The organism is Kitasatospora sp. NPDC004669 (genome assembly GCF_040609455.1).
Lineage (GTDB): Bacteria > Actinomycetota > Actinomycetes > Streptomycetales > Streptomycetaceae > Kitasatospora.
The window spans coordinates 35,410-57,039 of sequence record NZ_JBEXKB010000059.1 but is presented as its reverse complement, the minus strand read 5'-3'; the positions used below and the strand labels follow the sequence as shown (position 1 = coordinate 57,039).

The window sequence follows — 21,630 nt, the reverse complement described above, 5'->3', positions numbered from 1 at the left end:
CTGGGCTACCGGGGCCAGCGTTGACCCGGGCCTGCGCCGGCCGCGCCGCGGCCCCGACCCCCTCCCGGGGGGCCGGGGCCGCGGCGTTCTCCGGCAGCCACCGGGCTCGACGCGCCGGGAGGGGCGGACTCTGCCAGGCTGGAAGGGCAGCTACCTCGATCGAGGAGGCCCGCACCGATGTCAGCGCAGAACCCGGGACCGTCCGGACGGCGGGCCCGTGCCGCCGCGCTCCGGGCCGCGGAGGTCCGTCGCGCGCGGCGCCGGCGGTGGCTGATGGGCGGAATGATCGGCCTGGTGCTGGCCGTCGTGGTCGGCGGGATCGCCGTCGTGATCGCGACGAACCAGGGCTCGTCCCCGCCCTCCGGTGTCCCGGCGCACCCGCGTACCACCGCCGAGGGCCGGACCACGCCGCCGCCCTGGGACGCGCCCGCCGACGTCGCGGCGGCCGTGAAGGCGGCCGGCCTGCCGATGCTCGGTGCCGAGGGCACGGCCCTGCACATCCACGCGCACCTCGACGTGTACGCCGACGGACAACCCGTGACGGTGCCCGCGCTGATCGGCATCGACGAGCGCGCGCAGCGGATCAGCCCGCTGCACACCCACGACACCACCGGCGTGATCCATGTCGAGTCGCCGGTCAACGCCGACTTCAGCCTCGGCCAGTTCCTGACCGAATGGCAGGTCTCCGCCTCCGCCGACCACCTCGGCGGGCTGCGCACCGATGCCGCCCACACACTGACCGCGTACGTCGACGGCAAGCCGGTGGGCGGCGACCCGGCGGCGATCCTGCTGCACGCCCACGACGAGATCGCCCTGGTGTACGGCACGGCGGCCGAGAACGCCACCGTCACCGTGCCGGGCGGCTACAACTGGCCGAGCGGACTGTAGCGAGCGGGCTGTAGGGCGTCTCCTGCGGGTCCTTGCCGCGTCCGCCAGAACCCACAGGACACGCCCTGGGCGACGCCTCCGCGGGCCCGGTGAGCCCCTTGGTCATGAAGACCCGGGTGGTGCCCGGCGGATCGCACGGGACCTCGCCGAGCCGGGTCCACCCGTGCTTCCGGTAGAAGCCGGGGGCCTGGAAGCTGATCGTGTAGAGCACCGCCGAGCGGCAGCCGCGCGCCCGGGCCTCCGCCTCCGCTCGCCGCAGGATCTCGCCGCCCAGCCCGTTCCCCCGCAGCTCGGGCGGCAGGAAGAACAGGTCGACGAAGAACAGCCCGAGCGAGGTGCGCCCGGTCAGCCCGCCGAGCACCCGGTGCGTTCCGGGCTCGCGGACCAGGACCGCGAGCGGCCTCCGGTCGTCGACCCCGGTCCGTTCGACGTTGAAGCGGTCCAGCGCGTCGGAGACCAGCGCGAGGTCGGCGGCCGCGGGGGCGTCGGTAACGAGCAGGTCGGGCCGCGGCGAGGCGGCGGTGGTCGGGTGTGTTGCGGGCATGGCTCCTCCAGCGTGCGGGGCACGGGCGGCCCGGCGGACCGGGGAACGCTACGGCGGGAACGCTTCGACGGGCGTCGAAGCGCTCCCGGCGACAATCGGTGGCATGGACGACCGACCCGCTGACCGGGACGTGGGCGTGGACCTGCCCGCCGTGGCCAGGTTGCTCGCCGACGGCACCCGGGCCGCCTTCTGCCTGGCGCTGCTCGACGGCCGGGCGTGGACGGCCAACGAACTCGCCCGCCACGCGGGGGTCGCGCCCTCGACCGCGACCTCGCACCTGAACCTGCTGGTCGGCGGTGGACTGCTGGCCGAGGAGCGGCACGGCCGCCACCGCTACCTGCGGCTGGCCGACCACCGGGTGGTCACACTGATCGAGAGCCTCGCCGACCTCGCCCCGAGGCAGACCGTCCGACCGCGCACGCTCGCCGGCACCGGCCGACAGCAAGCACTCGCCCGGGCCCGGCTCTGCTACGACCACCTGGCCGGATCCCTCGCCCTGGCGGTCACCGACGCGCTGGTCGGGCGCGGCCTGCTGGACTGGGGCCCAGCCCCGGGCCTGACCGCCGTCGGCCGCGACTGGCTGACCGAGCTCGGCATCACGCTGCCGGGCGGCTCGCGCCGCCCGCCGGTGCGCGCCTGCCTGGACTGGACCGAGCGCCGCCCTCACCTCGGCGGCGCGGTGGGTGCCGCGCTGTGCGACCACGCCCTCGCCGCCGGCTGGCTCACCCGGATCGGCACCGGCCGCGCCCTCGCCGTGACCCCGGCCGGCCGACGGGCCTGGCAGGACCTCCTCGGCCTGTCGCCCGCCGACCTGTGAAGACGCCCGTACTCCCGTAGCTCAGGCCAGCTCGCGCATCCGGCGGACCGGGCTAGCCAGCAGGAGCGCGGGGCTGGCCAGGCTGCTCAGCGCGAAGAGCAACAGCGCCGTGCGCGGTCCCCACACAGCGGCCGCGGCACCGGCGGCGAGGGCGCCGACCGGGATCGCGCCCCAGGAGACGAAGCGGACCGTGGCCATCACCCGGGACAGCAGCTCCGGCGGGGTCTGGGTCTGCCGGTGGGTGCGGGTCACGATGCTGAAGACCACGACGCCGGCCGCGAACCCGGCGTTGCCGACGGCGAAGACCAAAGCCCCCCAGCCGGATCCGGCCACCGGGAGCAGCAGCGCGAAGGCGGTGGCGACCACCGCGGCCCAGCAGACCGCGCGGGCGCCGCCGATCCGGGCCACCAGCCGGGGCGTGACGGCGGCGCCGAGCAGGCTGCCGAGGCCGCCGGTGGCCATCAGGGCGCCGACCGCGGCGGCCGGCGCGTCCAGGGTGCGGACCAGGAACACCGGGGTGAGCGCCATCAGCCCGCCGCAGACGAAGTTCACCGCGGTGGCGCCGGCGACACAGGGCCTGATCACCGGGTGCCGGGTGACGAACTGCCAGCCCTCGCGGATCTGCTCACGCATCCCGGCGCCGCCCGCGGGTCCGGCAGCCGGCTGTTCGACGCGCGGCAGGCTGCCCAGCAGCGCCGCCGAGGCCAGGTAGCTGACCGAGTCGAGCAGCATCGAGGCCGCGCCGCCGACCAACTGCACCAGCACACCGCCCAGCGAGGGCCCGGCCAGGTCGGTGGCCGCGATGCTGCCGGAGACCAGGCTGTTCCGGGAGGTCAGCTGCTCCTTGGGGACGACCGTGGGCAGGAAGGTGGAGTTGCCGACGTCGAAGACCACGCTCGCGAAGCCGACCAGCAGCGCCACCAGCACGAGCTGCGGGAGCCCCAGCACCCCGAGGGCGGCCGCCACCGGCACCGAGGCCACCGCGACGCCGCGGACCAGGTCCATCGCGACCTGGGTGCCGCGCAGCGGCAGCCGCCGGACCAGCACGCCGGCCGGCAGTCCGATCAGCAGCCAGGCGACGTAGGAGGCGCCCGTGATCAGGCCGACCTCGAACGCCGACGCGTGCAGGGTGACCACGGCGATCAGTGGCAGAGCCACCGTCGTCACCTGGTCCCCGAGCCGGCTGACCGTCGAGGCGGTCCAGTAGCGCCAGAACGCCCCCGCCCCGCCGTCGCGCCGCCCGCCGGGCCGTACCGCGTCCGCCGTGTCCACCGTTTCAGCCGTCACGTCCGCCCCTTCGCCGCCACCGGTCCACGACCGACTAAGTTTCCTTTGGGAACTCACTATAATCAATATTCATGCGGCACACCGAAGCGGCTGACCCCGACTGCGCGATCTCCCAGGCCCTGAGCGTGGTCGGGGACACCTGGACCCTGCTCCTGATCAGGGACGTCGCCGGCGGAACGCACCAGTTCGACGCGCTGCAGAACGGGCTGGGCATCAGCCGGAAGGTGCTGACCGAGCGGCTCAAGGCGCTGGTCGCCGACGGTGTGCTGGAGAAGCGGCTTTACCACCCGCACCCGCCGCGCTACGAGTACCACCTGACCGGGACCGGGCGCGGCCTGCTGCCGGTGCTGGTCGCCCTGCAGGACTGGGGCGGGCGGCACATCCTGGGCGACGGCTCGCTCACCGGCACCAGCACCGCCGACTCGGCCGAGGCCCGCCGGGTCATGGCGCTGACGGGCCACCGGCTGCCCGCCCTGGAGCTCGCGGCCGCCTCCGGCGGCCTGGTCGACCCGGTCGCCGCGGACCGTACCTGGACGGTGCTGTACTGCTTCCCGGGCGCCTTCGCACCGGGCGTCATGGGCCACCCGCCCGGCTGGGGCGAGGTCCCGGGCGCGGCCGGCTGCACGCTGGAGTCCTGCACCTATCGGGACCGGATGGGCGAGTTCGCCGCCCGCGACGCCGCCGTCTACGGCGTCAGCACCCAGCGCCCGGACCAGCTGGCCGCGTTCGCCGAGCACGCGCGGATCCCGTTCCCGCTGCTCTCGGACGCCGGGCTGGAGCTGGCGGCCTCGCTGCGACTGCCCACCTTCCGGGCCGCGGGCGTCGACCGGCTCAAGCGGCTCACCCTGGTCCTCGACGCGACCCGCACCGTGCGAGGTGTCCTCTACCCCGTCACCGACCCGGCGGGCTCGGTCGAGGACGCCCTCGCCCTGCTCGACGGTCTGGCGGCGGGATGACGGCGGGTGCGTCACCGGCCCGGCCGGTGACGCACCCGATCACAACGGTTCCGCACGTGACGGGTTCGTCAACGGTCATATCCGCTACTTGCGGCCCTTCCGCCCGCCCCGCCCGCCCTTCCCCTCCAGGGTGCGGTGCGCGGCGCCGAAGGTGAGCGCGGCCCACAGGACGGCGACGGCGCCCGTGACGTAGACACCGGCGCCGCGGAAGGAGAGGTCCTCGTCCCGGGTGGCCGGCGGGGCCCAGCCGTCCGGGTCGACCAGGACGGTCGCGGTGGTGCCGACGGACGTACCCGAGCAGCCGATGCCCTCGATCGTGCCGTGCGGCAGGGGCTGGTCGTCCTCGCGCCGGATGCCGCAGGTCCAGCTCACCTTGCCCGTCTTGTCCTTGCCGCTGTGCGCCGAGGTGATGACCACCCTGGTCTCCACTCCGCGATCGGCGATCAGTTGCGCGCGGATGGCGGCCGTGGGGATCACCAGGAGCAGCACGCCCAGCAGGACGGCCGGCCAGACCACCCATCCGGTGCTCCGGATCAGCATCAGTCCCACGACGGACGCCATCAGGACCAGGATGGCGAGGACCGTGCAGGCGACCTGGTAGTCAGGATCGGTGGCGAGCCCGAGCAGCCCGATGATCAGCAGCGGTGCGAGCACCCCGACCAGGACCGCCGTCCGACGCACCGTGCGCGGCGCGAGCGGAGCGTCCTTGCGCGGGCGCTTGCGGACGGGCTTGGCCGGCCGGGACACACCCGCGGCGAGTGGTCGCTTCTTCTTCTTGCCGCTCTTCTGATCGGCGCTGTGGCTCTTCGCCATGGTGCCCCCGTTCGGTGGTGCTTGTTCGTGCTCGCGTCAGTGTGACGGCAGGCCCCGACAGCCGGAGGGCCGGGGTGCGGCCTGCGGGACGGCGGACCGACGCCCGATCAGTTCCGCCCCAGCGCCGCCTGCTCCAGGTCGAGGTCGCGCTGGAGCACCCGCAGTGTGGTGTCGCTGATCCGGTGTTCCTCGTAGAGGCGGTGCAGCCGGGTGTTCTGCACGGCGATGACCTCGTGCCGCAGTTGGCGGTAGGCGTCGTCGGCGGTGGTGCCGTCGGGGGCCTCGGGGGTGCGGTCGAGTCGGGCGGTCAGGGCGCGGCGGACCCGGTCGACGGCGGTGTCCGGGACGGCTTCCAGCTCCGCCAGGCCCTCGACGTGGTCGAGGGCGGTGCGGTTGAGTTCGTCGCGGGCGTCGTCCTCCTCGCGCGCGGTGTGCTCGGGTTCGAGGGCGAGCCCGGAGCGGTTGACCACGGCGGCGAGGGTCAGGCCCTGGACGACCAGGGTGAGTACGACGTTCGAGACGGTGAGCACCAGTACCAGCGGCCGTCCGGCGAGTCCGTCGCCGCCCTCGGTGAACAGCGGGATGGACAGTGCGGCGGCCAGCGGCATGACGCCCCGGGTGCCGGCCCAGGTGACCACCCCGGCCACCCGCCAGGAGAGCCGCCCCCGGTTGGGCTTGACGGCCCGGGTGAGCGGCAGGGTCCAGAGCACCCGGACGGCGATCAGCACCGCGGCGATCGCCACCGACTGCAGCGGCCACCAGCCGGTGCCGGCCGGTAGTTCCCGGACCAGGGTGGGTAGTTCCAGACCGACGACGGAGAAGACGACGCTCTCCAGCAGGAACACCACCACCGCGTACACGGCGTGCACCTGCAGCCGGATGTGCGCGTCGGTGAGCCGGTGGGTGGAGCGGCCGAGCAGCACCCCGGCGACCACCACCGAGGTGACGCCCGAGGTGTGCGCGGACTCCGCCAGCACGTAGGCCGCGTACGGGGTGACCAGCGCTATCACCGTCTCCAGCACCGGGTCGGTGGTGCGGCGGCGCAGCAGCCAGACCAGCCCGGCGACGGCCGCGCCGACCACGCTGCCGCCCCCGCCGAGCAACACCAGTTCGCCGCCCGCGGCGGGCAGGTCGACCGTCCCGCCGACCGCCACCGCGACGCCGACGGCGACCTTGAACAGCACCAGGGAGGTGGCGTCGTTGAACAGGCTCTCCGCCTGCACCAGCACCTGGACCCGCCCGGGCAGGGCGAGCCGGCGGCCGAGCGCGGTGACCGCCACCGGGTCGGTGCTGGAGAGCACGGCGCCGAGCACGAAGGCCATCGCGGGCGGCAGTCCGGCGACGGCGACGGCCGCGAAGCCCACGGCGGCGGCGGAGGCGAAGACCAGGCCGAAGGAGAGGACGGTGACCGGCCGCCAGACCATCCGCAGGTCGCGCAGCGACAGCTCCTCGGCGGAGGAGTAGAGCAGCGGGGGCAGCACCACCATGCCGATGATCTGCGGCGGTACGTGCAGCGCGGGCACCCCGGGGATCAGCGCGACGGCGAGCCCGGCCAGCACGAGCAGCGAGGGCGCGGGCACCCGCCATCGCCGGGCGAAGGTGGCCACACTGGTGGCGAGGACGACCAGGACGAGAACGATCCCCACGGCGTGCATCTGCAGAAACGACCCATCGCAACCTTCGGGGTCGCCGAAGCCCGATCGCCGCAGTCGTCCCCCGAGCCGACCAGACTTCCCGGCACACCGAGCGTCATCTTATCGGCATTTTTGCGCCACCGACCTCTCCGACCACTACCCGCTCGCCGCGCACTGAGCCTCGGAGGCGTACGGCGCCGCCGGTGTGGGGCGCATCACAGCCCCCGGGGCGGTTCGGCCTCATACGATCGTGATCGCGGACGCCGGAGTCCTGCGGCGCCCGCCCGGCACCCCGCGATCCGGCCCGAGGAGAAGCGCACCTTGACCACCCCCACCGCCGCGCCCGACAGCTACTACCACCGCACCGGCGAGCAACGCTACAAGCCGACCGCCCACGCGCAGGGGGCCTGGCACCCCGACGAGCAGCACTTCAGCCCGGTCGGCGGCCTGATCGCCCACGCGATCGACCGCCACCGGGCCGACCGCCCCGCCGACGGGCTGGCGCTGGCCCGGATCAGCTACGACATACTCGGCCTGATCGCCCTCGACGAGTGCGAGATCACGGTGGAGACCGTCCGGCCGGGTCGCACCATCGAGCTGGTCGAGGCGGTGGCGACGATCGGCGGCCGCGCGGCGGTCCGGGCCCGGGCCTGGTACCTGGCCGAGCTGGACACCACCGCCGTCGCCGGGACCCACGACGAACGGCTGCCCGCGCCGGAGGAGTTCGACCCCTGGGCGATGAGCGGGCGGTGGGGCGGGGGCTACATCGCCTCGATCGACGTCCGCCGCCGCTCCACCGCGCCCGGCCGCGCCGCCGCCTGGATCTCCACCCCGCTGGAGCTGGTCGCGGGGGAGCCCAGCAGCCTCCATGCCTCCTTCATCGCCCTGGTGGACACCGCCAACGGCATCGCCGTCCGGCAGGACCCCACCGAGTGGATGTTCCCCAACACCGATCTGACGATCCACTTCCACCGCCGCCCCGAGGGCCGCTGGACCGGCCTGGACACCAGCGTCACCTTCGGCCCGGCCGGGCACGGCGTCACCAGCACCGTGCTGCACGACGTCCACGGCCCGGTCGGCCGGGCCGAGCAGATCCTCACCGTCCGCCCGCTGACCGGCGGTTAGGGCACCGCGCGCCGCCGAGGAACTCGGTCCCCGCCCCGCTGGCAGCCCGACGGCGCCACCCCTCCCACGGGGCGACGCCGTCGAGGTGTGCGCTCAGCCGGGCAGCGAGTCCATGAAGGAGCTGACCGAGAAGACCGCCTTGCCGGGCCCGGCCGGGCCGTAGCCGGGCGGGGAGGAGAGGCCGAACTCCTCCAGGGTGGCCCGATAGGTCTGCAGCAGCCGGATGTGGTACTCCAGCGGCGCGCCCTGCGGGTTGGCCTTGCCGAGCGGGGTGGTGGGCTCGGGGCACCAGGTGGTGAAGCGCGGGACCACGCCGTGCGACATGAAGAAGCGCAGGCCCTCCCGGGTGGAGGCGATCGCCTCGTCGACCGTGGTGAAGCCGAACGGCTCGGCCATCTCCACGCCCGCCACGAAGTTGGGGATCACGTTCTCCGCGCCGAACACCTCGGTGGAGTCCAGGATCCGGCGATGCCACTCGTCCCGGCCGACGTAGCGCTCCTTGCCGGGGCAGTAGAGCTCGAACAGCCGCTTGTCCCACACCTCGAAGTTGGGGTGGTAGATCCGCACGCCGTAGTCGTGGAAGCGCTGCACGTCGTCGCGCGGCAGCGCCTGGGCGACCACCTTGCCGATCCAACGGCCGGGGAAGCGCTCCTCGATGGCCTTGGCGTACTGCCCGTAGAAGTCGGCCTCGTCCAGGCCGCCGACCTGCGAGGTGATCGCCCCGCCGGTCAGGGTGTACGCCTGGGAGGCGCGGGCGGTGTCGTGCCTGTCGATCAGCTCCAGCGCCTCCAGCACCTCCTCGACCGGCTTGACCCCGGTGTACGGGCGGCCGGCCGCCTTGTGCTGGCGCCAGTTGTGGTTGATGTCGCAGTACTGGCACTCCTCCTTGGCGCCGAAGTACTGGCAGACCCGGAACACCGTGAGGTAGATCAGGTAGCCCCACTGGATGGTCGGCGCGACCTCCATCACCGACTTCCCGTTCGCCAGGGCGTGCCGGTAGTAGTCCGGCATCGGCGGCAGGCCGACGTCGGCGATCCGCGTGCCGTCCAGGTAGAGGCCGAGCGTGCCGTCCTCACCCGCGCCGACCCGGTACGGCGAGTCCGGGTTGACCCGTACCGACACCACCGTGCGGCGCAGCCCGTACGGCCCGCCGGTCAGCACGACCTCCTCCGGCGGCCGGTTGAGCGCGGCCGCGCCCAACTCGGGCAGCGTGCGGTGGTCGAAGGAGAAGATGAAGTACGACTTCGGCTTGACCTCGCCGCCCCCGTCGGCGCCGGAGCTGCCGCTGAGGGCCGACTCGTCGAAGGCCATGCCGCCGCGCAGCAGGTCCTCCTTGATCACCGCCTCCCGGGGCACGTCGGGGAAACGCTCCATGAGGTCCTCGACGAGTGCGGTGCGGCTGCGGGCCTGGCTCTCCATGCGCTGCTCTTCCTTCCTGGCCCCGCGTCCTCCACGGCGCCCAGCTCATTGTTCTCCCTCTTACGCGCGTAGCCGTGACCGGCCGCACCAAGGAGGACCGACTCGCCCGCTCGGCCGGGAGGCCAAGGCGCGGGGCGTTTCGATGCATGACAAGGCCGCGTCCACACGCCGTCGGCATGAACGTTCACCTTATCGGGTGTAGAAGATCGTCCGTCGGGATCCGGAACGCGCCTTCGCGCCTACGGTTGGGGATCGAGCGAGACGGGGCCCGCGGCGTGGAGTTCCCCTTCGCGGCGGGCGAGATGACGACCCGTCACATCCTGCGAGACCCTTCTCAGAGGAGGCTCCATGCCCCTGCGCATCAGATCGGACTCACCACCCGCGGACGCCCTCGTTCCGGTGGTGGGCGCATGAACACCACCGCGATCGAGCGGATCCTGCGCGGCCCCAGCGGACTGGGGACCTCCGGGCTGCAGTTGAGGCCGCAGGTCCCGGCTGCGGAGGCTCCGGTCGTGGAGGCCGCGGCGGCCGCCGTCCCCGAGACCGTCCTGCCCGAGGCCAAGGCCCCCGAGGTCCAGGCGCCGCCCGTGCCGGGGCCGCCCGACCTGGCGTCGGCCGCCGAGGTGCCGAGCGGCGGCAAGCCCGGGCTGGGCGACCCCGTCCCCGGCCTTTACCACCACCCGATCGCCGAGCCCGACCCCGCCCGGGTGGAGGCGCTCAGCCTGAAGATCAAGGCCTGGGCGATCGACGAGATCGAGCTCTACCCGCCGGAGTGGGAGAAGGACTTCGACGGGTTCTCCACCGGGCGCTACATGGTGGCCTGCCACCCGGACGCGCCGAGCGTCGACCACCTGATGCTCGCGGCCCGCCTGATGGTCGCCGAGAACGCGGTGGACGACTGCTACTGCGAGGACCTCGGCGGCTCGCCGATCGGCCTGGGTGGCCGCCTGCTGCTGGCGCACACCGCGTTGGACCCGCTGCACACCACGCCGGAGTACCACCCCGCCTGGGAGGCCTCGCTCTCCGCGGACGCGCCCCGGCGCTCGTACCGCTCGGCGATGGACTACTTCGTCAGCGCCTCCACGCCCTCCCAGGCGGACCGCTTCCGGCACGACATGGCGCGGCTGCACATGGGATACCTGGCCGAGGCGGCCTGGTCGGAGACCGACCACGTGCCGGAGGTGTGGGAGTACCTGGCCATGCGCCAGTTCAACAACTTCCGCCCCTGTCCGACCATCACCGACACCGTCGGCGGCTACGAGCTGCCCGTCGAACTGCACGCGCTGCCCGCCATGCAGCGGGTGATCGCGCTGGCCGGCAACGCCACCACCATTGTCAACGACCTGTACTCGTACACCAAGGAGCTGTCCAGCCCGGGACTGCACCTGAACCTGCCCGTGGTGATCTCCGAGCGCGAGGGCGTCTCGCGCCAGGAGGGCTACCTGAAGGCGATCGAGGTCCACAACGAGCTGATGCACGCCTTCGAGGCCGAGGCGGCCGCGCTGGCCGTCGCCTGCCCGGTGCCGACTCTCGTACGTTTCCTGCGCGGTGTCGCCGCGTGGCTCGACGGCAACCACTACTGGCATCAGACCAACACCCACCGCTACACGCTGCCCGATTTCTGGTAACCACCGTTTCCGGCAGCCCCCGTTTTAGGTAACCACCCGTAAGAACACTGGAGTTGACCCATGTCCCTGACCGACGACATCACCACCACCAGCGGCGCCATCCCCGGCCCGGCGACTCCCTACCAGGGTGACATCGCGCGCTACTGGGACCATGAGGCCCGCCCGGTCAACCTGCGCCTGGGCGACGTCGACGGCCTGTACCACCACCACTACGGCATCGGCGCGATCGACCGGGCGGCGATCGGCGACCCGGCCGACAGTGAGCGCGAGAAGAAGGTCATCGCGGAGCTGCACCGTCTGGAGTCCGCCCAGGCCGACGTGCTGCTCGACCACCTCGGCGACATCGGGGCCGAATCGACCCTGGTCGACGCCGGCTGCGGCCGCGGCGGCTCGATGGTGATGGCCCACCAGCGCTTCGGCTGCCGGGTCGAGGGCCTGACCCTCTCCACCCAGCAGGCCGAATTCGGCAACAAGCGCGCCGCCGAGCTGGGCATGGGCGAGTTCGTCCGCTCGCGGGTCGCCAACATGCTCGACATGCCCCTCGACAGCGGTTCGGCGGCCGGCTCCTGGAACAACGAGTCCAGCATGTACGTCGACCTGCACGACCTGTTCGCCGAGCACTCCCGGGTGCTGTCGGTCGGCGGCCGGTACGTGACCATCACCGGCTGCTGGAACCCGAAGTACGGCCAGCCGTCGAAGTGGGTCTCGCAGATCAACGCCCACTTCGAGTGCAACATCCACTCCCGTCGGGAGTACCTGCGGGCCATGGCCGACAACCGCCTGGTGCCGCAGGCCGTCATCGACCTGACCCCGGACACCCTGCCCTACTGGGAGCTGCGGAACACCACCTCGCTGGTCACCGGCATCGAGGAGGCGTTCATCGAGTCCTACAAGGACGGCTCCTTCCAGTACGTGCTGATCGCCGCCGACCGGGTCTGATCCGGTACGGAGTGGACGGGTGGCCTCCCCGAGGGTGCGGGGAGGCCACCCGTTTCCCGTCAGCCCTGCCGATCTGCCCCGCCGATCAGTCCTGCCGGCGGGTGAAGGTGAGGTGGGTGACGCCGCTCGGGCTGCTCACCGCCTCGCTGTCGAAGCGCTGGTCCAGCCCTTCGAGCCCGGCCCAGAGCGATTCGCCCCGGCCGAGCACGATCGGCACCACGACCACGTGCAGGTGGTCGATCAGGTCTGCCTCCAGGAAGGCCCGCACGGTGCTCGGGCCGCCGCCGATCCGCACGTCCCGGCCGCCGGCCGCCTCCCGCGCCTGCCGCAGCGCCTTCTCGGGGGTGGCGTCGATGAAGTGGAAGGTCGTGCCGCCCTCCATCTCCAGGCTGGGGCGCGGGTGGTGGGTGAGCACGAACACCGGGGTGTGGAACGGCGGGTTGGGGCCCCACCAGCCCCGCCAGTCCTCGTCCTGCCAGGGGCCGCGCTGCGGGCCGAACTTGTTGCGGCCCATGATCTCCGCTCCGATGCCGTCGCTCCAGGCGTTGGCCATCGCGTCGTCGACACCGGCGTCCCCGCCCTCCATGCCGTGCATCCGTCGGAAGGTGCGGGTGCGGAAGAACCAGCCGTGCAGCCGGTCGGTGGCATGGCCGAAGGGCTGGTCGAGGCTCTGGCCCTCGCCGGTGCCGTAGCCGTCGAGGGAGATCGAGAAGTTGTGGACCCGGACCAGGGGCATGGGACTGCCTCCGCTGCTCGGTGCTCGTCGGTGCGGTGCTCGCGGGCCACGCTAGCGCGCAGGTCCGACAATGTGACGCTCCGTCACCGTCGTGGCGCGGCAAGTGCGGCGGGTGCGGAGGGTGCGGAGGGTGCGGAGGTCGGGACGGAGGTGGTGAAGCCGTCACGCTATTGTCGTGCCTTCTTCACGAGGAGCACGCCCCGGCGGGCGATGCTTCCTCCGGCGGCCCGCCACGGGCGGCCGACGCAACCGACCCGGGGGGAACGATTCCGATGACCGTACGCCGTGCCCTGGCCGGCCTCCTGGCGGCCGGCCTGCTCGCCGCCGCTTCGGCCGTGGTCCCGACCGGCGCGGCGGGCGCCGCCGAGGCCGGCACGGGCGACCTGCCGTTCGGCTCGGCCACCACCGCGGGCCTCCACAACACCTACGACCCGGCCGCCTACCCGTACCTCGCCCAGGGGTTGGACACCGGCACCGGGATGATCGAGCTGGACCTCTGGACCGACGTCATCACCCAGGAGTGGAAGGTCAGCCACTCCAACCCGCTCGGCAACTCCAACAACTGCACCGCCGCCGACACCCCGGACCAGCTCTACACCGGCGGCGCCAACAAGAACCTGGAGCACTGCCTCGACGACATCCGGGTCTGGCTCGGTGCGCACCCGGGGGCCGGGCCGCTAGTGGTCAAGCTGGAGCTGAAGGGCGGCTTCGCCGCCAACCTCGGGATGGGCCCGGACGAGCTGGACTCCCTGATCGCCGCCCACCTCGGCGACGCGGTGCTGCGTCCGGCCGACCTGCTGGCCAAGCCCGGCGGCGGCTCGTACGCCGGCGTCGACGAGGCGGTGCGGGCGGGCAACTGGCCGAGCCGGTCGGCGCTCGCCGGGCGGGTGCTGCTCTACGCGATCCCGGGCACGGTCGAGGAGCACAACCCCTTCGACACCCTGCACACCGACATCGAGTACGGGCGGCACCTGCGCGACCTGGCGGCGGCCGGCCGGATCGGGCAGGCCCAGCTCTTCCCGGCCGTGCACGGTGCGGCGGCCGGCGACCCGCGCGGCAAGTACACCGGCGCGGACGCCGGGATCCGCCCGTGGTTCGTGGTCTTCGACGGCGACGCCGCGACCTACCTCAACGGCATCGACACCGCCTGGTACGACCGCTCGCACTACCTGCTGGTGATGACGGACGCCCAGAACGTCGCGCCGCAGATCAGCGCCACCGACCCGACCGCCGACCAGGCCCGCGCCCGCACCGAGCAGCTGGCCCGGGCGCACGCCAGCATCGTGTCCAGTGACTGGCGCAAGCTCCCGGCGGTGCAGTCCCTGGTGCTGCCGCGCGGCTGACGCCGGGCGCGTCCCAGGGCCTGCCTCTAGGCTTCGCCCTCATGGCGAAGACGATCGAGCAACTGGTGGACGGCCTGGCCGGGTCGCACGAGGTGGGCGAGGTGTGTCGGCTCCTCGACGCGCACCTGGCGGGCGGCGACACGGCGTACCTCGCGGAGTTCGGCGCCACGCTGCACACCCGCTACGGCTCCGGCCGGGCGGGCGCCGAGCACCAGTACCTCTTCGACCGGATCCTCTGGGACGTGGCCACCCGGCCCGGGCGCGCGCACGTCGAGCGCGCGCTCGGGCTGGGCCTGGCCACCCGCTCACGCAGCGGCCGCCCGGTCCGCCGGGCCGCCGCCGTGCTGGCCGAGCATCAGCGGCCGGCCGTGCTGGCCGGGGTGTTCGCGGCGGCCCCCGATGACGGGACCGCGCCGGAGGAGCTGCGGGCCTGTCTGCTGCACGAGCTGGTGCTGCGCGGCGCGCCGGTCGCGAAGCTGCCCGAGGCGCGGGCCTGGGCGGAGGCCTCGCCGTACTGGGCGGAGCATCCGCTGGCCTGGCTGCCCTGGACGCTCGACCCGCTGGAGGGCACGCCCGCGATGCCGCGCTACCGGCGCGGCGGGGTCGGGTACGGCCGCGCGTACGGGCTGCCGAAGGGCGCGCCACTCACCGGCTCCGCCGACGTCCCGGTCGAGGTGGGGCAGGACGAGCCCGGGCTGACCGCCGCCGTGGCGCGCTGGGCCGGGCGGTACAACGGGCGGGTGGAGGCGGCGGTGTTCCACGCCGGTGGGCCGGTCGGGCCCGAGAGCCTCCCAGGGACGCTGGCCGCGCTGCCGTTGGGCTGTGTCGAACGGCCGACGGTCGTCCCGACCACGGCCGCGGAGGCCTGGCGCCAGCTCTTCATCGCCGCCTCGACCGGGGGCGGTCGCGAGGACGACTGGTGGTACGGCGCCTACGGACGGCTGGCGGCCTGGCGCTCGCTCGCGGCCCTGGCGGGCACGGGGCCGGACTCCTCGGCGGCGGAGGTGGCGCGGCGGACCGGAGACTGCGCCTGGTACGGCTTCACGGCGGCCGGCGAGTGGTTCAACCGGGACGACATGGACCTCGGCTTCGTCACGCTCGATGCGGGGCGCCGTCGGCTGGCGGTGCTGGCCGCCACCGACTACGACGGCGGCTGAGCGGTCCGCTGACCTGTTCAAGGCCTCAACGGATACGGTGAGTTGACCGGAGATGAAGACTCCGAACGGGGCTTCCGGCGGGCCCCGGGGCTGGTCATCCTGGTTGGCATGACCCGAACTCTACGCGCGTGGAAGCGTGTTGCCGCCACCGCCACCGTCGCCCTGGTCACCCTCGCGCCCGTCGTCGTCGCCACCGAGGCGCACGCCGCGGTGAGCGGCCAGGTGTGCCTGTCCGCCCTGCCGTCCCAGGCCCGGACCACGCTCGACCTGATCGCCCGGGGCGGGCCGTTCCCGTACCGCCAGGACGGCGTGGTGTTCACCAACAAGGAGCACGTGCTGCCCTCCCAGCGCTACGGCTACTACCACGAGTACACCGTGGCGACCCCCGGTGCGCCCACCCGCGGCACCCGTCGGGTCGTCACCGGCCAGCGCTACCACGAGGACTACTACACCGGCGACCACTACGCGACCTTCCGTCTGATCAGCTTCGGCTGCTGACCCCCCTGTGCCCCGCAGACAGGCCCTTGGGCCCCGGCCCGCGAGGCCGGGGCCCGCTGCCGTCCCGGGCCCGCGGCCGGGCAGGGTAGGGTCGGCGGCGCCCGTCCGCACCCCCCCGGAGGAACCCGTGCCGCAGATCCTGGTCGACCACTCGGCCGAACTCGCCCTCGACCGGACAGGCCTGGCCGCCCGGCTGCACCAGGCGATCACCGAGGTGATCGACACCACGGTGGCCGAGTGCAAGACCGTTTTCCGCCCCGCCGGGGGCCACACGGTCGGTGACGGCAGGAGCGGTGAGGCCGTGGTCCTGGTCGAGGTCAAGATCCTGGCCGGCCGCACCGCCGAGCAGCGCGCCGAACTGACCGCCCGGGTGCTCGCCGTCCTGCGGGCCGGCATCGCCGTCCCCGCCGCGATCGGCGTGCAGGTGACCGAACTCGACCGCGACACCTACCGCTTCGTCCACCACCCCGGCCGCTGACCACGCCGGACTCCGCGCCCCGCTACCGATCGGTGGAGTACCGACGGTATCGTTGCTGCGCCTTGAGGACGGGGGACGAAGGTGACGGCAGCAGCACACGGCGCCGCGGGCGGCCCGGAGCAACCGGTGGGCCGCGCCTCGGCGATCGCCGCCAGGCTGGAGCGGCTGATGGCCCGGGAGGCGGCCAGGTCCGGGGGACGCCCGCCGGCCTACCGGGAGTTGGCCGAGCGGATCAACCGCATGGCGGGACGGGACGTCATCTCGCGCGACACCATCCGCAACCTGCACCTCGGCCTGAACCAGAAGGGCCAGGCCTCCAACCCCACCGTGGACACGCTGGACTGGCTGGGCCGGGGCTTCGGCATCAGCGCGGGAGCGGGCTACTTCCTGGACGACGCCAAGGCCGCCCTGGTCGACGAACAGCTCGACCAGCTGGAGCGGATCCGCGAACTGAAGCAGGCCCTCGGCAACGACGGGGTGGTCAACCTGGTCAAGCGTGCCTCCGCGCTCTCCGACGGCAGCCTGCGGGTCCTGCTCTCCCTCGCCGACAACCTCCGCAAGCTCGAGCAGGACGCCGCCGGGCAGGAGGCGGGCCCGACCGGCGGAGAATGACCGGGAGCACCGCACCATTCCCCCGACACCCGCTCCCCGCCTGCCCGCCCCCCGGCCCTAAGGAACACCCCCCGCCATGGCCTTCCCCCGCGGCCTGCGCCGACACTGCGAGCGGCGACTCGCCGGTCTGAACCTGCCCGACCCCTTCACCGTCGACGGCTTGCGCACCGCGCTGGAACGGGAGCGCGGGCGCCCGATCGTCCTGGAGCCGCTGCCCGCCCTCGGCCCCGACCTGCCCTGCGGCCTGTGGATCGCGCTGCCCAGCGTCGACGTCGTCTACTACGAGCAGCGCACCAGCCCCGCCCACCAGGACCTGATCAAGCTGCACGAGCTCGGCCACGTCCTGTGCGGCCACACCGGGACCCTCGAACTCTCCCGGCTCACCGCGCTGCTGCCCGACCTGACGCCCGAACTCATCGCCGAGCTGATGGGCGCGGGCCGCACCAGCTACCACACCGCCGAGGAGCAGGAGGCCGAGATGCTCGCCCTGCTGCTCGCCGACCGACTCGGCGCCGCCGCCGATCCGAGCCCCGTCTCCGGCCACCTGGCCGCGAGCCTGCTGCACCCCATACGCCCGCCCAGGTGGAGGAAGACCTGATGCGCCTGCTGTTCACCTGGCTGATGCCCGCGCTCACCTGGGGCATCGCGCTCTGGCGGACGCCCTCGGCCTTCACCACCCGGGCCAACCGCGCGCTCTGGGCCACCTTCATCACGATCGCCCTCGGGCTCAGCGTCCGTCCGGCCTTCGTCGAGAACGGGCTGGGACACCTCACCGGCATCCGGGACGTGACCCAGCTGTTCAAACACCTCACCGGGATCGCCTCGGCCTACTTCGTGCTGGAGTACGTCCAGGCCGTCCGCCACGGCCCGGAGCGTCCCGGCGCCGCCCGCGCCCGGCTGCTGTTCACCTGCGTCGCGGCCGTCGTGCTGACCCTGCTGTTCGTCCTCGCCCTCCCGCACGACGCCGACGGTGCCTTCGGCATCGACGCCCACTACAGCCAACCCGGGGTCAAGCTCTACCTGTGCGTGTTCAACACGGTCTTCGCGATGGCCGCCGCCCGGGCGGCCGTCCTGTTCTGGACCAACCGCGCGAGCGTCCCACCCGGAGCCCTGCGCGCCGGGATCACCTGCCTGGCCGCCGCCGGCGCCACCGGTGTGGTCTACACGCTCTACCGGTACTACTTCGTCCTCAGCAACGGTGACTCGACCGTGTTCGACGCGAACGGCAAGCCGATGCCGCTCCAGAGCACGACCAGCGAGGTGCTGCCCGCCCTGATGATCGTCCTGTTCGTGCTCGGCGTCACCATCCCGCCCGCCCGCACCCTGGTCGGCTACCTGCGCGACCAGTACGCCCTGTGGCGGCTCCACCCGCTCTGGTCGGACGTCGTGGCCGCCGTCCCGCAGGTGGTGCTCGGCACCCCGAGCAGCCGCCTGCGCGACCTGCTGACCCCCGGTGACCGCTCGGTCGACCTCGCCCACCGGGCCTTCGCCATCCGGGACGCCGTCCTGGTCCTGCGGGAGGACGGCCCGAGCGTCGGGGGCGCGGTCGCGGTCGACGCCGCCGACGGGGACCTCGCCCGGGTCGAGGCCCGCTGGCTGCGCACCGCCGTCGACCACCGGGCGCGCGACCTCCCCGCCCCGCCCCCGCCGGCTGCGCTCGCCGCCACCACCGGCGGCCGCACCCCGCGCGAGGAGGTGGCCTGGATGCTCGCCGTCGCGGCCGCCTATCGACAGCTCCGCGCCGCGGAAACCCGGTAGCCGACGCCGCTCCCTGATGAGGAGAAGTCTGACTGTTCGCCGGTCAGACCGGGGCCGAGGGGTGCACGTCATGCCGTCTGGCGATTATGATCGTCACCGCAGCGGAGGTTCGCCGACACCAACCTGGGAGCTGGGGGATGCGCAGCGTTGGAAGCGTGGGAGTCGGACACCCGCACAGGGGCGGTCTACCGGGAGACGCAGGAGGGGACTTCCGGTGGCACCGTCGCCGAACACGCGACACGGGCTGGAACTGACAGGACACACGGGGGAGAGCCCGGGCTGCTGACAGTACGTCCGGGAAAGGCGTCGGCGGCTTCACGCCGGCGGTGTGCCGACACCCCGTGCCCCGCTCGGGGGAGGGGGCAGGGGGTGTCGGCCTGCGGTCAGGAGTACCGCCGCAGCGCGCCGTGGAGGCGGCGGGCGTCGCGCAGGCGCTGCTCGTAGGTGGCGCCGAGGGCGAGCAGCAGCAGACCGGCGGCGGCCAGCGGGACCCAGCGGGGGAGCAGACCGAACACCTGGACCACGGTGGGGGCGAGCTCGTGGACGGCGACCGTGAGCAGGGTGGCGCCGCCGAGGACGACCGGGCTCTGCAGCCGCAGCCGTACGCCCAGCACGGTGGCGGCGAGCGCCGCGCAGCCGAGCAGCAGCGGGCGCAGCCAGTGTCCGTCCGCGACCAGCGCGGGGAGACTGGGCAGCAGCCCGACGGCCAGACCCGGGCCGTAGGCGGGCCAGGAGCCGGCCCCGGGGTGCCGGCGGCGCCACAGGTGGCCGAGGACGAGGGCGGCGGCCGCGAGAGCGAGGGTGTACGCCTCGGGGGTGCGGACCTCCGACTGCGCCAGCCGGATCCAGGAGGCGCCGATCAGCAGCGCGACGCCGACGACCGGGGCGATCCGGCGACGGTCCGCCCGTAGTGCGAGGCCGAGGGCCGCGACGCCGGTGACCGCCAGGTCGAAGGAGAGCCGCCCGGGGCGGTCCGTGGTCAGCAGCAGGGCGAGGACCGTGAGGCCGTACCCCGTGAACTCGACGGCCTGCGCGACGGGCGGGGCGGTGAGGCGTGCCGCCACCGGGGCGGTGGCGAGGCCGACCGCGAGGACGGCGAGCACGGTGTCGGGCTGCGCCAGGCCGGCCGTGGCGGCGACGGCGGCGGCCTCGGCGCCGAGCGCCGCGACGGCGAGCGCGGCGGTGACGGCGGGGGCCGGACGCCCGCGGACGGTCAGTGCGACGGCCAGCGTGGCGCCCAGTGCCAGGACCGTGATGGTGGCCGGCCGGTCGGCCAGCGCCCAGAGCAGGGCGAGGCCCCAGGAGGTGAGCACGCCGGCGGTCAGCTCCGGCCGGGCGGAGAGGTACCAACCGCCCACCAGCGCCAGAGCGGTGGCCGTACCCACTGCCACCGGGTAGGGCAGCCCGAACGCCACCGGCAGCAGGGCCAGCCCGACCGCGGTCGAGGCCGACAGCGCCGCGTCGGTGCCGGCCGGAGCGAGGCCGAGGGCCCGGACCGCCCCGGCCGCCGCGAGCAGCAGCCACAGCACCGTCAGCGCGGTCACCGGGACCGGCCAACTCCCGGTCTGTGCTGAGCCGTTCACCCAGGTTGCGGGCAGGTGCCCGGCGGGTGCGCCCATGGAGGGCACCAGCCGCACAGCCGACACCAGGGCGAGCGCCGAGCCGAGGCCGCCCGACACCAGCAGCAGCCCGACCGGGATCACCTGCCCCTCGCGCCGGCCCTGCCGCCAGCGGGCAGTTGCCGCGACGGTGAGCAGCGCGGCCGGGGCCGCGTAGCCGACCGCGCCCCAGCCGTCGGGCAGCAGGGCGGAGAGCGTCCCGCCGGCGGCGGCCAGGGCGCCTGAGCCCGCCAGGGCGGCGGCGAAGCGGCGGGCGGTGGTGCTCAGCCCGGGGTAGCCGAGCCGGGGGTGCGGCAGGGCGACGGCGAGGGTGAGCAGGGTGAGGAGACCGAGCGGCAGCCAGGCCTGGAGGGAGTCCGTGACACGGTCGTCGACGGCCGTGAGGCCGAGGTCGAGCCCGGCGTCCAGCGAGGCGTCCAGGGCGAGCGCGGCACCGATGACGGCCCAGCAGGTGGTGATCACCGCAGCGGCCGGGAGCAGCTTGTCGGCCCGCAGCAGGGCGCGCCATTCGGGGCGTTCGGCGAGCGCCCGCAGCAGCGCGTAGTCCAGCGCGGCGGTGGCGACCATCGCGGTGGCGGGCGGGGTGAGGCCGTCCAGTTCGGCGGCGGAGACGATCAGGAGTCCGGGCAGCAGCGCGAGCAGGAACCCGGCGAGCAGCGGGACCCGCATCCGCAGCGCCCACCCGTACACCACCGAGCCGACGGCCACCAGGGCGGTGGCGACGGCCCAGTAGCCGGGGGAGGAGACGGAGTCGGACCCGGCCACCCAGAGGTACCGCAGGCTCAGGCAGTCCAACAGCACCAGGATCAGGCCGACGGCCGCGAAGGTCTCGGCGGTGGCGTGCAGCCGACGGCCCCGCAGCGGCAGTGGGGCGGCCAGCGCGCAGACCGTGAACGAGAGCAGCACGGCGGCCCGCCCGCCGATCCCGAGCCGACCCCAACTCACCACGGTGAACACCAGCGCGGCGATGCTCACCAGCACCGCTCCCAACACCAGCAGCACGGTCTGCGCCGAACGCCCGGACACCTCCTGCGACGCGGACTGCCCCACACCCCGCACCGGCGCCACCGCGGGCTGCGGCTGCGTCGCCTTCGGCCGCGACCGCAGGCCGCGCAGCTGGTCGAGCAGTTCGGACCGCATCCGCAGCAGCGTGAGCCGCCGCTGCTCGACCGCCTCCAACTCCCGTTCCACCTGCCACAGTCGACCGGCGACCTCGCCGCTCAGCGGCAGTCGGCAGCGGAAGCAGTGGGCGGGCACGGGCGCATCGAGCACCGCGCCGCAGTCGGGGCACCCGGGCGGTCCCTGCGGCGGCAGCCCGGGAAAGGGCGGAATATCGCTGGTCATGGCGATGAGTCTGGCGGCGGGGCCGGGGATCGCAC

General features: G+C 73.8%; 20 protein-coding genes. 13 read left to right on the top strand and 7 right to left on the bottom strand.

The features are described 5' to 3' along the window. Positions 1–177: 177 nt before the first annotated feature. On the top strand, positions 178–888 hold the full coding sequence (locus tag ABZW30_RS35540) for a hypothetical protein (protein WP_355675380.1): 711 nt from the start codon (positions 178–180) through the stop codon (positions 886–888). Here the strand turns inward: ABZW30_RS35540 and ABZW30_RS35535 are convergent. Then, complete coding sequence (locus tag ABZW30_RS35535; RefSeq protein WP_355675379.1) at positions 848–1,432, bottom strand: GNAT family N-acetyltransferase; 585 nt, start codon at positions 1,430–1,432, stop codon at positions 848–850. The two genes, ABZW30_RS35540 and ABZW30_RS35535, sit on opposite strands and share 41 nt — an antisense overlap. A gap of 103 nt (positions 1,433–1,535) precedes the next feature. Between ABZW30_RS35535 and ABZW30_RS35530 the strand changes: the two genes are divergently transcribed. Further along, positions 1,536–2,249, top strand: a complete 714-nt coding sequence (locus ABZW30_RS35530) for a helix-turn-helix transcriptional regulator (protein ID WP_355675378.1) — start codon at positions 1,536–1,538, stop codon at positions 2,247–2,249. A 21-nt stretch (positions 2,250–2,270) separates the two neighbouring features. Here ABZW30_RS35530 and ABZW30_RS35525 read toward each other — a convergent pair whose 3' ends face one another. Continuing rightward, positions 2,271–3,536, bottom strand: a complete 1,266-nt coding sequence (locus ABZW30_RS35525; RefSeq protein ID WP_355675377.1) for an MFS transporter — start codon at positions 3,534–3,536, stop codon at positions 2,271–2,273. Between the two features lie 71 nt (positions 3,537–3,607). Here ABZW30_RS35525 and ABZW30_RS35520 point away from each other — a divergent pair, with 71 nt between their 5' ends. After that, the gene (locus ABZW30_RS35520) at positions 3,608–4,492 is read left to right on the top strand and encodes a winged helix-turn-helix transcriptional regulator (protein WP_355675376.1); all 885 of its coding nucleotides are present in this window, start codon (positions 3,608–3,610) and stop codon (positions 4,490–4,492) included. A gap of 84 nt (positions 4,493–4,576) precedes the next feature. Here ABZW30_RS35520 and ABZW30_RS35515 read toward each other — a convergent pair whose 3' ends face one another. Together ABZW30_RS35515 and ABZW30_RS35510 are read right to left on the bottom strand one after the other, a co-directional pair. Further along, complete coding sequence (locus ABZW30_RS35515; protein WP_355675375.1) at positions 4,577–5,305, bottom strand: hypothetical protein; 729 nt, start codon at positions 5,303–5,305, stop codon at positions 4,577–4,579. Between the two features lie 107 nt (positions 5,306–5,412). Continuing rightward, positions 5,413–6,960: a Na+/H+ antiporter gene (locus ABZW30_RS35510; RefSeq protein ID WP_355675374.1), complete on the bottom strand. Its 1,548-nt coding sequence runs from the start codon at positions 6,958–6,960 to the stop codon at positions 5,413–5,415. A gap of 300 nt (positions 6,961–7,260) precedes the next feature. Here ABZW30_RS35510 and ABZW30_RS35505 point away from each other — a divergent pair, with 300 nt between their 5' ends. Further along, positions 7,261–8,064, top strand: a complete 804-nt coding sequence (locus tag ABZW30_RS35505; protein ID WP_355675373.1) for a thioesterase family protein — start codon at positions 7,261–7,263, stop codon at positions 8,062–8,064. A 93-nt stretch (positions 8,065–8,157) separates the two neighbouring features. Here the strand turns inward: ABZW30_RS35505 and ABZW30_RS35500 are convergent, their stop codons facing one another. Beyond that, positions 8,158–9,483: a radical SAM protein gene (locus tag ABZW30_RS35500; RefSeq protein WP_355675372.1), complete on the bottom strand. Its 1,326-nt coding sequence runs from the start codon at positions 9,481–9,483 to the stop codon at positions 8,158–8,160. 410 nt (positions 9,484–9,893) lie between these two features. Here ABZW30_RS35500 and ABZW30_RS35495 point away from each other — a divergent pair, with 410 nt between their 5' ends. Together ABZW30_RS35495 and ABZW30_RS35490 are read left to right on the top strand one after the other, a co-directional pair. Beyond that, on the top strand, positions 9,894–11,111 hold the full coding sequence (locus ABZW30_RS35495) for a family 2 encapsulin nanocompartment cargo protein terpene cyclase (protein ID WP_355675371.1): 1,218 nt from the start codon (positions 9,894–9,896) through the stop codon (positions 11,109–11,111). Between the two features lie 60 nt (positions 11,112–11,171). Further along, positions 11,172–12,050, top strand: a complete 879-nt coding sequence (locus ABZW30_RS35490) for a geranyl diphosphate 2-C-methyltransferase (protein ID WP_355675370.1) — start codon at positions 11,172–11,174, stop codon at positions 12,048–12,050. Positions 12,051–12,135: 85 nt separating this feature from the next. On the opposite strand, the gene ABZW30_RS35485 is transcribed toward ABZW30_RS35490, so the two are convergent. Next, positions 12,136–12,786: a dihydrofolate reductase family protein gene (locus ABZW30_RS35485; RefSeq protein WP_355675369.1), complete on the bottom strand. Its 651-nt coding sequence runs from the start codon at positions 12,784–12,786 to the stop codon at positions 12,136–12,138. Between the two features lie 272 nt (positions 12,787–13,058). Here ABZW30_RS35485 and ABZW30_RS35480 point away from each other — a divergent pair, with 272 nt between their 5' ends. From ABZW30_RS35480 to ABZW30_RS35450, 7 genes are all read left to right on the top strand, one after another. Further along, positions 13,059–14,129: a phosphatidylinositol-specific phospholipase C domain-containing protein gene (locus tag ABZW30_RS35480; protein ID WP_355675368.1), complete on the top strand. Its 1,071-nt coding sequence runs from the start codon at positions 13,059–13,061 to the stop codon at positions 14,127–14,129. A gap of 41 nt (positions 14,130–14,170) precedes the next feature. Beyond that, positions 14,171–15,286, top strand: a complete 1,116-nt coding sequence (locus tag ABZW30_RS35475) for a DUF6183 family protein (protein WP_355675367.1) — start codon at positions 14,171–14,173, stop codon at positions 15,284–15,286. A gap of 108 nt (positions 15,287–15,394) precedes the next feature. Next, on the top strand, positions 15,395–15,784 hold the full coding sequence (locus tag ABZW30_RS35470; RefSeq protein ID WP_355675366.1) for a ribonuclease domain-containing protein: 390 nt from the start codon (positions 15,395–15,397) through the stop codon (positions 15,782–15,784). Between the two features lie 127 nt (positions 15,785–15,911). After that, a complete protein-coding gene (locus ABZW30_RS35465) occupies positions 15,912–16,262 on the top strand; it encodes an isomerase (RefSeq protein WP_355675365.1) in 351 nt (116 codons plus the stop codon). 81 nt (positions 16,263–16,343) lie between these two features. Continuing rightward, the gene (locus ABZW30_RS35460; protein WP_355675364.1) at positions 16,344–16,874 is read left to right on the top strand and encodes a hypothetical protein; all 531 of its coding nucleotides are present in this window, start codon (positions 16,344–16,346) and stop codon (positions 16,872–16,874) included. Positions 16,875–16,950: 76 nt separating this feature from the next. Continuing rightward, positions 16,951–17,472, top strand: coding sequence for a hypothetical protein (locus ABZW30_RS35455; protein ID WP_355675363.1), 522 nt, complete (start codon positions 16,951–16,953; stop codon positions 17,470–17,472). Next, complete coding sequence (locus tag ABZW30_RS35450) at positions 17,457–18,632, top strand: MAB_1171c family putative transporter (RefSeq protein ID WP_355675362.1); 1,176 nt, start codon at positions 17,457–17,459, stop codon at positions 18,630–18,632. The genes ABZW30_RS35455 and ABZW30_RS35450 overlap by 16 nt, the downstream gene beginning before the upstream one ends. A 383-nt stretch (positions 18,633–19,015) precedes the next feature. On the opposite strand, the gene ABZW30_RS35445 is transcribed toward ABZW30_RS35450, so the two are convergent. Further along, positions 19,016–21,595 carry a hypothetical protein gene (locus ABZW30_RS35445; RefSeq protein WP_355675361.1) on the bottom strand — a complete coding sequence of 860 codons (2,580 nt, stop codon included), beginning with the start codon at positions 21,593–21,595 and terminating at the stop codon, positions 19,016–19,018. Between the last annotated feature and the right edge of the window lie 35 nt (positions 21,596–21,630).